This window comes from Sphingomonas aerolata, from assembly GCF_023935825.1.
Taxonomy (GTDB): domain Bacteria; phylum Pseudomonadota; class Alphaproteobacteria; order Sphingomonadales; family Sphingomonadaceae; genus Sphingomonas; species Sphingomonas aerolata.
The window spans coordinates 612,384-624,593 of the sequence record NZ_CP098762.1; the positions used below are offsets into that span (position 1 = coordinate 612,384).

At 66.2% G+C, this 12,210-nt stretch carries 7 protein-coding genes; 5 read left to right on the forward strand and 2 right to left on the reverse strand.

Features of this window, described 5'->3' with window-relative positions; genetic code table 11:
• Positions 1–19 precede the first annotated feature (19 nt).
• Positions 20–220 carry a DUF2093 domain-containing protein gene (locus NEF64_RS02965; RefSeq protein ID WP_031441717.1) on the forward strand — a complete coding sequence of 67 codons (201 nt, stop codon included), beginning with the start codon at positions 20–22 and terminating at the stop codon, positions 218–220.
• Positions 217–1,068: a M23 family metallopeptidase gene (locus NEF64_RS02970; protein ID WP_414711877.1), complete on the forward strand. Its 852-nt coding sequence runs from the start codon at positions 217–219 to the stop codon at positions 1,066–1,068. Before NEF64_RS02965 ends, NEF64_RS02970 begins: the two co-directional genes overlap by 4 nt.
• A gap of 30 nt (positions 1,069–1,098) precedes the next feature.
• Here the strand turns inward: NEF64_RS02970 and NEF64_RS02975 are convergent, their stop codons facing one another.
• A complete protein-coding gene (locus NEF64_RS02975; protein ID WP_235516404.1) occupies positions 1,099–1,650 on the reverse strand; it encodes a hypothetical protein in 552 nt (183 codons plus the stop codon).
• 307 nt (positions 1,651–1,957) lie between these two features.
• Between NEF64_RS02975 and NEF64_RS02980 the strand changes: the two genes are divergently transcribed.
• Both NEF64_RS02980 and NEF64_RS02985 read left to right on the forward strand, forming a co-directional pair.
• Positions 1,958–5,095 (forward strand): TonB-dependent receptor domain-containing protein, encoded by a 3,138-nt coding sequence (locus tag NEF64_RS02980; RefSeq protein ID WP_056406974.1) that lies wholly within the window; start codon positions 1,958–1,960, stop codon positions 5,093–5,095.
• Positions 5,096–5,510: 415 nt separating this feature from the next.
• Positions 5,511–8,591, forward strand: a complete 3,081-nt coding sequence (locus NEF64_RS02985; RefSeq protein ID WP_252574595.1) for a TonB-dependent receptor domain-containing protein — start codon at positions 5,511–5,513, stop codon at positions 8,589–8,591.
• A 69-nt stretch (positions 8,592–8,660) separates the two neighbouring features.
• Here the strand turns inward: NEF64_RS02985 and clpB are convergent, their stop codons facing one another.
• Positions 8,661–11,240, reverse strand: coding sequence for an ATP-dependent chaperone ClpB (clpB, locus tag NEF64_RS02990; protein ID WP_056406978.1), 2,580 nt, complete (start codon positions 11,238–11,240; stop codon positions 8,661–8,663).
• Between the two features lie 170 nt (positions 11,241–11,410).
• Here clpB and NEF64_RS02995 point away from each other — a divergent pair, with 170 nt between their 5' ends.
• The gene (locus tag NEF64_RS02995) at positions 11,411–11,812 is read left to right on the forward strand and encodes an acyl-CoA thioesterase (RefSeq protein WP_056407449.1); all 402 of its coding nucleotides are present in this window, start codon (positions 11,411–11,413) and stop codon (positions 11,810–11,812) included.
• The last annotated feature ends 398 nt before the right edge of the window (positions 11,813–12,210 follow it).

Genomic DNA, 12,210 nt, shown 5'->3' on the forward strand with positions numbered 1-12,210 from the left:
TGACGACGAGAGAAACCCGATGCTGATGTCCAATTCCGACCGCGCCGCCAAGCTGCACTACATGGCGAACGGCTTTCGCGTGCTGAGCCCGGGGGATCATGTCGTGTGCGCGGTCACCGGCCACCGCATCCTGCTCGAGGATCTGCGCTACTGGAGCGTCGAGCGGCAGGAGGCCTATGCGACCGCGGCGGGCGCCGCCGAGGCGATGAAACCGCGGTGATCCGCCCGCTGCTGCTGCCGTTGGCGCTGCTGGCGTCGGGCGGCGTCGCGCAGACCGTGCCGGCGCCTGTCGCGGTCGCCCCCGCGGCGACGGGGTTCGTCTGGACCGGGACGCTGAGCCAGGGCGGGCTGATCCTGGGCACCGCGCCTGCGGGGACGCGCGCGCTGACGCTCGACGGGCGGCCGGTGACGGTCGCGCCCGATCGCCGCTTCGTCGCGGGGTTCGACCGCGATGCGGGGACGCAGGCGATGCTCGTCGCGACGCTGGCGGACGGGCGCGTCGTGCAGCAACCGCTGGGAATCGCAGCGCGCGGATGGGACATTTCGCGGCTGTCGAGCCTGCCCAAATATCCGGTCCCCGCGCCCGAATTCGCGCGCGTGCGCCCCGGCGAACTCGCGCAGATCGTCGCGGCGCGGCGGATCGGGGCGGTGTCGGACGGCTGGCGGCAGGCGTTCGTCTGGCCGGTGACGGGGCGGATCTCGACGCTGTTCGGGTCGCAGCGCGTCTATGCCAATGGCGAGGCGGGGTCCTATCATTCGGGGATCGACATCGCGCGGCCGACGGGGACGACCGTGGTCGCGCCCGCGGACGGCGTGGTGATCCTGGCGGCGGATCACCCCTTCACGCTCGAGGGCAATCTGCTGATGATCGACCACGGCATGGGGCTGAACAGCGCGTTCCTGCATCTGTCGCGGATCGACGTGAAGCCGGGCGACCGGGTGACGCAGGGCCAGCCGGTCGGCGCGGTCGGAAATAGCGGGCGTGCGACGGGTCCGCATCTCCACTGGAGTTTGCGCTGGGGGGACGCGAAGCTTGATCCGTTGCTGGTGGCGGGGGCGATGAAGTAAGCGCCGGACGCCAGAGGGGGCGCGCGACGGTCAGTTGAGGCGGCGGACCTTGACCGCGGGCTGACCGCCGACGCTCATCCGGAAACTGCCGAGTGCGGCGCGCTTGATGACGACCGCATCCTTCGCGCGCGGGCGCCGGGCGATCACATTGTCGTCGGTCTGAACCCAGCGCGCGCCGTCGGCGAGCTGGAAGCGCCAATGGCCGGAGTCGTCGACCGACGCACCCGCGAGAACCGCCTCGATCTGCGGCAGGTCCTCGGCCTTGCCGAGCAGGCCCGTCTCGGGGAGCGCGATGCCGAACACCGCGCGTCGCGTCTCGCGCACCTGCTGCTGATCGATGATGACGATCGTCCGGTTCGCTTCAGCCTGTTCGAGCGCGGCGACCGAGCGGTCGAAACAGGCGAGCCGCGCGGCGGTCTCCGACAGCGTGCGGCACTGGGTGAGCGCGACCAGCACGGGCGCGCGTCCGCCGCGGGGCGACCCCGCGGTCGCGGCGGACGGCAGGGCCGCGATCAGCAGGGCGGTGGTCAGCAGCGCGGCGATCAGCAGGCCGGGGGCCGCGCGTCGTGTCGATATGTGCATGTCCGTGTCATCCTCGTATCGGCTTCGGCAATCCGGGGCCGATCCGCGGCGGGGGCGCGCAGGGCCCGCCATCCCCGGAATATCCCCTTTGATTCCTTCGGAAAACCCGCCGCAGGGCGCCGGATTCACGATGTTGCCTTTTTGTAACAATGGTACGTCAATGCGATGATCCGTTACTATTTTACAATTTTATTTTGGACAAAAGCGCTGCCGTTTGCGTAACCGGCCCCCAGTCAGTGCGCCGGAGCGCGCCGCAACACATCGCGTCAGTCATCACGGATCGACGGCGCGAAAGGGGAATGAATACATGCGGAATCATATGTTTCGGGACTGCCTGCTCGCGTCCACGATGATCGCGGGCGCCGTCGTGGCGCTGCCGGCAGCGGCCCAGACCGCACCGGCTCCTGCACCGGCAGCCGAGCCGGCTCCAGCACCGCAGAGCACCACCAGCGACGACGGCGCGGCAGCGACGACCCCGGCGGTCTCGAACACGCCGAGCGAGGATCCCGCTGCAGCCGGAACCGCCGCGAGCACCGACATCGTCGTCACCGGATCGCGCATTTCGAACCCCAACCTGACCTCCGCCAGCCCGATCACCGTGGTCAACGCGGCGGACATCAAGCTGCGTGGCGCGACGCGGATCGAGGACGTGCTCAACAGCCTGCCGGCGTCGTTCGCGACGCAGACCTCGTCGGTGTCGAACGGTTCGACCGGTACGGCGACGATCAACCTGCGCAACCTGGGTGAATCGCGCACGCTGGTGCTGATCAACGGCCGCCGCCTGATGCCGGGCAACCCCTCGTCGAGCAGCACCGCGAGTGCGGCCGCCGACGTCAACATGATCCCCGCCTCGCTGATCAAACGCGTCGACGTGCTGACCGGCGGCGCCGGTTCGGTCTATGGGTCGGACGCGATCGCGGGCGTCGTCAACTTCGTGCTCGACACCGATTACGAAGGCTTCAGCGTCGACGTGTCGGGCGGCATCAACAACCACAACAACCGCAGCGAGCGGTTCCAGGCGCTGTCGGCGGCAAGCGGCTATCCCGCGCCGAGCGGCCAGGCGTTCGACGGCACGCAGTTCGACATCAACTTCAAGGTCGGCGCGGCAACCAGCGACGGCCGCGGCCATGTCGTCGGCTATGGCGGCTATCGCAAGATCGGCGCGATCCTGCAGGGGTCGCGCGACTATAGCTCGTGCGGGCTGAACGCGCCGTCGGGCAATGTCGGCAACGATTATGTCTGCGGCGGATCGGCCACCGCATTCCCGGCGAACTTCACGCTCGGCGATGCGACCGAGGGCGGGCCGCCGACCGGCTATACGCTGAACGCAGCAGGCCAGCTCGTCGCGGGGCGGACGCTCTACAACGCCAACCCGCTGAACTATTACCAGCGTCCGGACACGCGCTACACCGCGGGCTTCCTCGCCAAGTATGAAGTCAGCGACGCGTTCAAGCCCTATGCCGACTTCATGTTCATGGACGATCGCTCGGTCGCGCAGATCGCGCCGTCAGGTGATTTCAACAACACGACGGTCCTGAACTGCAACAACCCGCTGCTGTCGGCGGCGCAGGTCTCGACCTTCTGCCGTGCGTCCAACCTGGTGACCGACGCCAATGGCGCGGTGGTCAACCTGACCAACCCGGACGGCTCGCAGTATCAGCAGGCGAAAGTCCGCATCGGCCGTCGCAACGTCGAGGGCGGCGGGCGCCAGGCGGATCTTCGCCATACCCAGTATCGCTTCGTCGCGGGCGCGACCGGCGATATCGACAAGGGCATCTCGTACGAGGCCTATGGCCAGTTCGGCAGCACCGTGTTCAGCCAGGTGTATCGCAATGAATTCTCGATCTCGCGCACCACGCGCGCGCTCGACGCGATCACCGACACACGTCCCGGCTCGGCGACGCTCGGCCAGGCGGTCTGCCGCTCGGTCGTCGACGGCACCGATCCGAACTGCGTCCCGCTCAACATCTTCGGCGCGGCCGGGATCACGCCCGAGGCGCTGAACTATGTCCAGACCCCGGGCTTCCAGTCGGGCGAGAACAAGGAAACCGTCCTCAACGCGAACTTCACCTTCAAGGGCGCCGAATACGGCGTGCAGTCGCCGTTCGCGAGCGAGGGCATCGCGCTGAACGTCGGTGGCGAGTACCGCAAGGAATCGCTGAGCCTCGAAGTCGACAACGCGTTCCTGAGCGGCGATCTGGCCGGCCAGGGCGGCGCGACGTTGCCGATCCGCGGCAGCTACACCGTCAAGGAAGTGTTCGGCGAAATCCAGGTGCCGCTGGTCAGCGACCGCCCGTTCGTCAACGAGCTGACGGTCAATGGCGGCTATCGCTATTCGAGCTACAGCACCGCGGGTTCGGCGCATTCGTACAAGGGTGAGCTGGTCTGGGCGCCGGTCTCCGACGTCCGCTTCCGCGGCGGCTACAACCGTGCGGTCCGCGCGCCGAACACGCAGGAGCTGTTCGCACAGCAGTCGGTCCAGCTCGACGGTGCGACCGATCCCTGCGCCGGCGCCGCGGTCAACGGTCTGGTCAACGGCAACACGGCCGCGCAGTGCGCGCTGACCGGCGTTCCCGCGAACCGGTTCGGCCTGATCGCCGCCAACCCGTCCGAGCAGTATAACGGCCTGCTCGGCGGCAACCCGAACCTGCGCCCCGAAAAGGCCGACACGTTCACCGCGGGCGTGATCCTGCGGCCGTCGTTCCTGCCGGGCTTCAACCTGTCGGTCGACGGCTTCCGCATCAAGCTGAAGGACCGGATCGGCGTCGTCGGCGCGGACACGATCATCGCGCAGTGCCTCCAGACCGCCGACGACCAGTTCTGCAGTGCGATCAACCGCGATGCCAACGGCACGCTGTGGCAGGGCAATGCGGGCTTCATCGTCGACACCAATGTCAACGCAGGGTCGCTGACCACGCAGGGGATCGAGACCTCGGCGGGCTATACCTATCGCTCGGACAGCATCGGCACGATCGGCCTGTCGTTCAACGGCACCTATGTCGACAAGTTCACGTCGGACAAGGTCGGCACCAAGTTCGATTGCGCGGGCCTGTACGGCGCACAGTGCGGCTATCCGATGTCCAAGTGGCGTCACCAGGCGCGTCTGTCGCTGACCACGCTGGGTGGCATCGGCCTGTCGGGCAACTGGCGCCATCTGTCGGCGACCAAGTTCGAGCGGACCAGCGGCGATGCGGATCTGGCCGGGCCGTTCTTTGCCAATGACGGCCGCGTGAAGGCGCAGGACTATTTCGATCTCGCCGCGACCATCCGGGTCGCGGACAAGGTCACCTACCGCCTCGGCGTCAACAACGTGCTCGACAAGACGCCGCCGATCCTCAGCGCGACAGCCTCGCCGATCGGCTCGTTCGGCAACGGCAACACCTATCCGGGCATCTATGATGCACTCGGCCGGTACCTGTTCGTCGGCCTGACGATCGACATGTAAGCGATCCTTTCGGACGCGATATCGGGGGGCGGCGGATCATGGATCCGCCGCCCCTTTTTTTTGGTTCGGGCGGCCGGTCCGGAGTGACGCTGAAGCCCGAGCCGAGGCCTCGCCAAGCGCCTGTCGCGGGTGCGACGTGAAAATGCCTTTGCCTAATTATTATGCGTAGCGAGGATCTGCTGTCGGAAAAAGCAACAGATTGTAAGAAAAAGTACCAGTGATTGTGTCTTTTTCGCTACACGAGATTGCCAAAGCATTCGGCCGCCCGGATGCATTCTTTACAGGATGCGACAGCACCTCCATCCCATCGCCATTGTCCTTTGGGGTCGCGTCACTGCGCGCGATGAAGGGGGCGCGACATTGCCCGGCGGACTGCGATGCAGCCGCGAGGGTACAAGCGAGGGATAACGCTCAAGTGACCAATTCAAGTTTCGCACGCTGCGCGCTGCGCGGGGGAACCGCCTTGCAGGCGCTCATGCTGATGGGTGCCGGTATCGTCTTTGCCGGCCCGGCGTCGGCGCAGACCGTGCCGCCCCCCGCATCGGCGCCGACGACGGCCCCGACCAACGAAGCGGAGCCTGCTTCCGACGCTGCGCAGTTGCCGCCGACCGCCAGCACGCCACAAGATGGCGAGGATATCGTCGTCACGGGGTCGCTGTTCCGCGGGCGCGACACCGGCCCGTCGCCGGTCACCACGCTGACCGCCGCGACTCTGCAGGAGCGCGGCATCAACACCGCGGCCGAGGCCGTGCAGCGGCTGACGTCGAACGGTGCGGGTACGATCAGCCAGGGCTGGAACACGGGCAGCAACTTTGCGACCGGGGCGACCGCGGCGTCGCTTCGCGGCCTGTCGGTCCAGTCGACGCTGACGCTGTTCGACGGCCTTCGCATGGCACCCTATCCGCTGGCCGATGACGGCCAGCGCAACTTCGTCGACATGAACACGATCCCGAGCGCGCTGGTCGAGCGGATCGAAGTGCTCAAGGACGGTGCATCGTCGACCTATGGCGCGGATGCGGTCGCGGGCGTCATCAACGTCATCATGAAGAAGCAGGTCGAGGGTCTCCACCTCAACGGATCTGCGGGCATTTCGGATCGCGGCGACGGCGCCGAGCAGCGGCTCGATGCCACCTGGGGCTATGGCGACCTCGCCACCCAGGGCTATAACTTCTACGTCAACGGCGAGTATCAGAACACCGCAGCAGTCAATGCGAGCGATCGCGGCTATCCGTTCAACTCGTCGGACCTGAGCCGGATCTGCAACGACGCGGGCAGCTGCATCCGCCAGCCCGCCGGTGCACGCAACTTCTTCAACGCCGACGGTACGTTTTCCGGACTGGCGTCGACGACCGTACCGCTGGTCCGTCCCGTCGATGCGACCGGCGTCGCGCTCGGCCGGTACAATATCCTGAACGCGGCCGATGGGTGTCGCAACCTGAACCCCGTGACGGTTCTTCCCGGGCAGAGCCCGACCGCCGGGTCGGTTGTCTGTCAGCAGGACTTCCGCAAGCAGTATCTGCAGGTATTGCCGCAGCAGGAGCGGTACGGCTTTGCCGGTCGTTTCACCGCCAATGTCGGCGAGAACGCACAGGCCTATGTCTCGGGTAACTATTACCGGACCAACACCTTCACGCAGCTGAGCCCGCTCGGCTACAACAACCAGACCACGCCGCCGGGTGCGGTCGTGCTGAACCCGCTCTTCCTGCCGACCTATGTCTGCGCCGGCGGCGTTGGTTCGCTGACGATGCTGAACACGGGCTGCAACGTGGGGAACGGGGTTCTGAACCCGAACAACCCCTTCGCGGCAAGCGGCAACCGTGCGCAGCTGCTGAGCCTGTATGACCGGCCGCGTACGATCGAGACCAACTCGCGCGCGCTGCGCATCGCCGCAGGGCTCAAGGGTTCGTTCGGCGACGACTGGAACTACAATGCGGACTTCACCGCGTCGAACACCCAGCTCGACGTCATCCAGAAGAACTACCTGATCCCGCAGCGCCTGCTCGACGTGATCGCGCGGGGGACGTATAACTTCGTCAACCCGAGCGCGAACTCGGAAGAGAGTCGCAACTACATCGCGCCCGAAAACCGGACGCGCTCGACGGCCGATCTCTGGCAGATCCAGGGCAACATCTCGAAGGCGCTGTTTACGCTGCCCGGTGGTCCGTTGCAGGTCGCGGTGGGTGCGGCCTATCGCAAGGAGTCGATCGACAACCCCAGCGCGAACCCGCAGAACGACGCCGCCCCTTATGATCGCTATTATGGCGTGAATTCGGTCGGTGCAGTGGGTAGCCGCAACGTGAAGTCGGCCTTCTTCGAAATCAACGCGCCGGTCCTCGACCAGCTCGTGATCAACGGCTCGGGCCGCTATGACGACTATTCGTCGGGTCAGAGCAACTTCTCGCCAAAGATCGGTGCGAAGTTCACCCCGATCGAGCAGTTCTCGTTGCGCGGTACCTATTCGAAGGGGTTCCGCATCCCGAGCTTCAACGAAGCTAACGGCCTGCCGACCACGGGTTATGTCACGCGGTCGCTCGACCCGAGCATCCCGGCGCAGGCTGCGTTCATCGCCGCGCATGGCGGCAACTCCTATGCAACGGGTCAGTTCTCGGTCGGCAACACCTCAACGGGCAATCCGAACCTCGACCCCGAAAAGTCGACCAGCTGGACGCTCGGTGCGATCTTCGAGCCGACATCGCGGATCAACTTCACCGTTGATTACTTCAACATCAAGGTGAAGGGCATCATCAACCCGGCCAGCTCGGCCGGCGCGTTCGAGCAGTATTACGCGAACAATGGTGTCGTGAACCTGCCCGGCGTCGTCGTCCGTCCCGGCCTGGCCGATAATGACAACCCTGCGGCACTGCCACAGATCGGCTTCATCGAGGTCTCGTACCAGAATGCGGATCAGCAGAACGTGCAGGGTATCGATTTTGGTGCCAATGCGCGCTTCCCGATCGGCGACAACGTCACGTTCACCACGTCGGCCGATGCGTCTTACCTGCTCCGGTTCGACAAGCGGACTGCAGACGGCAACACCGAACGCTATGACGGTACGCTCAGCCCCTGCAACAACACGTCGTGCTCGGGTTCGCCCAAGTGGCGTGCGACGTGGCAGAACACCGTCGAAGTCGGAGCCGCGTCGCTTTCGGCGACCGCCTACTACACCGGGGGCTATGACCTGGCATCGACCGATGTCTCGAACGGTTACAGCGGTGTGAAGGGCGATTGCGAGGCGAGCATCGGTTCGTCGGTCGTGACGTACCAGGACGGCTCGCCCGTGCTGTGCAACGCGAAGGCAACGTGGAACGTCGACATGACCGCGACGGTCAAGGTCAACGACCGGTTTACGCTGTACACAAACGTGCTCAACATCTTCGACATCAAGCCCCCGTTCGATCCGAGCGGCGGGTACAGCATCAACCAGTACAACCCCGCATGGACGACGGCGAACGTCCTGGGTCGCTTCTTCCGGGTCGGCGCTCGCGTCGACTTTTAAGAACGAGCATTCTGCATGAGGGCGGGTCCTTCGGGACCCGCCCTTTTTTTGTGCCTGCGGTTCGGGGGCTCACCCGACCGCGAGCACCAGTTTCCCGTCGCCCTCGTCGATATGGACGGTGGCGCCGTCCTTGACCTCGCCGCGCAGGATCATGTCGGCGAGCGGGTCCTGGAGGTAGCGCTGGACCGCGCGTTTGAGGGGGCGCGCGCCGTAGACGGGGTCGTAGCCGACGCGGCCGAGCCAGGCGCGGGCGGCTTCGGTGAGGTCGAGCGTGATCTTGCGGTCGGCGAGCAGCTTGTCGACGCGCGACACCTGGATGTCGACGATCGGCGCCATGTGCGCCTGGCCGAGACGGTGGAACAGGATCACCTCGTCCAGGCGGTTGAGGAATTCCGGGCGGAAGTGCGACCGGACGATCTCCATCACCTGCGGTTCGACCGACGAGACGTCGTCGCCCTCGGCCATGTTGGCGAGATACTGGCTGCCGAGATTGCTCGTCAGGATGATCAGCGTGTTGCTGAAATCCACCGTGCGGCCCTGGCCGTCGGTCAGGCGGCCGTCGTCGAGCACCTGGAGCAGCACGTTGAACACGTCGCCATGCGCCTTCTCGACCTCGTCGAACAGGATCACCTGATAGGGACGCCGGCGGACCGCCTCGGTCAGCACGCCGCCCTCCTCATAGCCGACATAGCCTGGAGGGGCGCCGATCAGCCGCGCGACCGCGTGCTTTTCCATGAACTCGCTCATGTCGATGCGGACCATCGCCGAGGGATCGTCGAACAGGAATTCGGCGAGCGCCTTGGTCAGCTCGGTCTTGCCGACGCCCGTTGGCCCGAGGAATAGGAAGCTGCCCAAGGGCCGGTTCGGATCCTGAAGGCCCGCGCGTGCGCGGCGGACCGCGGTCGAGACGGCCTTGACCGCATGCGCCTGGCCGATGACGCGCTTGCCGATCGTCGCCTCCATCGCGAGCAATTTGTCGCGCTCGCCCTGGAGCATCCGCTCGACCGGGATGCCGGTCCAGCGGCTGACGACACCGGCGATGTCGTCGGCATTGACCTCCTCGCGCAGCATCGCGCCCTTGGTCGCGCCCGCGGCCTCGTCGAGCTGGCGTTGCAGGCCGGGGATCGTGCCGTAGGAGAGCTCGCCCGCGCGGGCGAGATCGCCCGAACGCTGTGCCTGGTCGAGTTCCAATCGCGCGGCGTCGAGCTGTTCCTTCAGCCGTGCCTCGGCGTTGATCTTGTCCTTCTCGCCCTTCCAGCGCGTCGTCAGCTCGGCGGACTGTTCCTCGAGATTGACGAGGTCGCCCTCGAGCGTGTCGAGCCGGTCGATCGAGGCCTCGTCGGTCTCGCGCTTCAGGGCCTCGCGTTCGATCTTGAGCTGGATGATGCGGCGGTCGAGATTTTCGATCTCCTCGGGCTTGGATTCGACCTCCATGCGGATCCGGCTTGCGGCCTCGTCCATCAGGTCGATCGCCTTGTCGGGGAGGAAACGGTCGGTGATGTAGCGGTTCGACAGCGTCGAGGCGGCGACGATCGCGCCGTCGGTGATGCGGACGCCGTGGTGGAGCTCGTATTTCTCCTTGAGGCCACGCAGGATCGAGATCGTGTCCTCGACCGTGGGTTCGCCGACCATGACGGGCTGGAACCGGCGCTGGAGCGCGGGGTCCTTCTCGACATATTTGCGATATTCGTCGAGCGTGGTCGCGCCGACGCAGTGGAGCTCACCGCGCGCCAAAGCGGGTTTCAGGAGGTTGCCCGCGTCCATCGCGCCTTCGGATTTGCCCGCGCCGATCAGCTGGTGCATCTCGTCGATGAACAGGATGACGTCGCCCTCGGCGGCCTTCACCTCGTCGAGCACGCCCTTCAGCCGCTCCTCGAACTCACCGCGATATTTCGCGCCCGCGATGAGCGAGCCCATGTCGAGCGACATCAGGCGGCGGTCCTTCAGCGTATCGGGGACGTCGCCATTGGCGATGCGCAGTGCCAGGCCTTCGGCGATCGCGGTCTTGCCGACGCCGGGTTCGCCGATCAGCGCGGGGTTGTTCTTGGTGCGGCGCGCGAGGATCTGGATCGTGCGGCGGATCTCCTCGTCGCGGCCGATGACGGGGTCGAGCTTGCCGTCGCGTGCCGCCTGGGTGAGGTCGCGCGCGAATTTCTTGAGCGCGTCATAGCGGTCCTCGGCGCCCGCGGTGTCCGCGGTGCGGCCCTGGCGGACGCTGTTGATCGCGGTGTTGAGCCCCTCGGGGGTGACGCCGCCGGTCTTGAGCGCCTTGCCCGCGGCGGTGTTGAGCGAGAGCGCGAGCGCGACGAGCAGGCGTTCGACGGTGACGAAGCTGTCGCCCGCCTTGGTCGCGATCTGTTCGGCCTGGTCGAGCACGCGGACCGCGTCATTGTCGATGCCCGGCGTGGTCTGCGCGCCCGAGCCCGACACGGCGGGGATCTTGGCGAGCGCGAGATCGGTCTCGGCGGTCGCGCGCTTGGCGTCGCCGCCCGCGGCCGCGATCAGCCCGGCGGCCATGCCCTGTTCGTCCTCGAGCAGCGCCTTCAGCAGATGCTCGGGCGCGATCCGCTGATGGTTCATGCGGATCGCGACGGTCTGCGCGGACTGGAGGAAGCCTTTCGCGCGGTCGGTGAATTTGTCGATGTCCATGGGCGTATCCCTGTGGTCTTTGGCCAGAGATGGTGTTGTATTTAGGCAACACAAGAGGGCGGCGTTGCATCATGCTAGGGACAAGCGCGGCGGGCCGGAATAGCGTTTATTGTCGGTGTCGAAGCAGCGTCGTGATCGCTATAAGCCCGCGCCCATGCTATATGGGTGGGGTGTCAACAGCCATTCCCCATATCTACGCCATCGGCATCGAGCCGGCCGACATCGACTTCATGGGTCACGTCAACAACGCGAACTATCTGAAGTGGGTACAGGCCGCGGTGATCGATCACTGGCAGCGGCTCGCGCCTGCCGACGCGGTGGCGGGGCATTTGTGGGTCGCGCTGAAACACGAGATTACCTACCGCAAGCCGGCGTTCCTGAACGACGACGTGATCGCGACGGTGCTGCTCGAGAAGGTGCAGGGCGCGCGGGCGTTCTACGAGACGATCATCAAGCGCGGCGAGGATGTGCTGGCCGAGGTGAAGTCGAGCTGGTGTTGCCTGGATGCGGAGACGCTGCGGCCTTCGCGACTGGCGAGTAACGTGGTGGAGCGGTTCTTTCCGAAGGATTGAGGGGGCGTTTGCCCCGGCCGTTCTCCCGCGGAGGCGGGAGTCCAGGGTTATGAAGCGCTGCGCTGCTTGACCCTGGGCCCCCGCTTTCGCGGGGGAACGGGTTTTTTTGACCGGGACGTGCGACCCGTGCCGTCATTCTCGCGGAGGCGGGAAGCCGGAGCGGCTGGCTTTTGTGGGTATCGCCGTGGTTTGCCGGTCTGGATCCCCGCCTTCGCGGGGATGACGGGTTTTGGGGGGCGGGCTGGATGCGGCCGCCTGTCCTGGGTCGCCGGATTGGGGCGAGCGGTCAGCGACGTACACTACCTCCCCGGCGGAGGCCGGGGCCCAGGTGGGAAGGCCCTCGTGACTCCGCTTCGCCTCACGTTATTTCCGGCCCCCAACTGGGCCCCGGCCTTCGC

What these genes read in the sequence shown, in the direction of transcription:
- NEF64_RS02965 (WP_031441717.1), top strand. Translation starts at nt 20, where the DNA reads ATGCTGATGTCCAATTCCGACCGCGCCGCCAAGCTGCACTACATGGCG.
- NEF64_RS02980 (WP_056406974.1), top strand. Translation starts at nt 1,958, where the DNA reads ATGCGGAATCATATGTTTCGGGACTGCCTGCTCGCGTCCACGATGATC.
- clpB (WP_056406978.1), bottom strand. Translation starts at nt 11,240, where the DNA reads ATGGACATCGACAAATTCACCGACCGCGCGAAAGGCTTCCTCCAGTCC.
- NEF64_RS02975 (WP_235516404.1), bottom strand. Translation starts at nt 1,650, where the DNA reads ATGCACATATCGACACGACGCGCGGCCCCCGGCCTGCTGATCGCCGCG.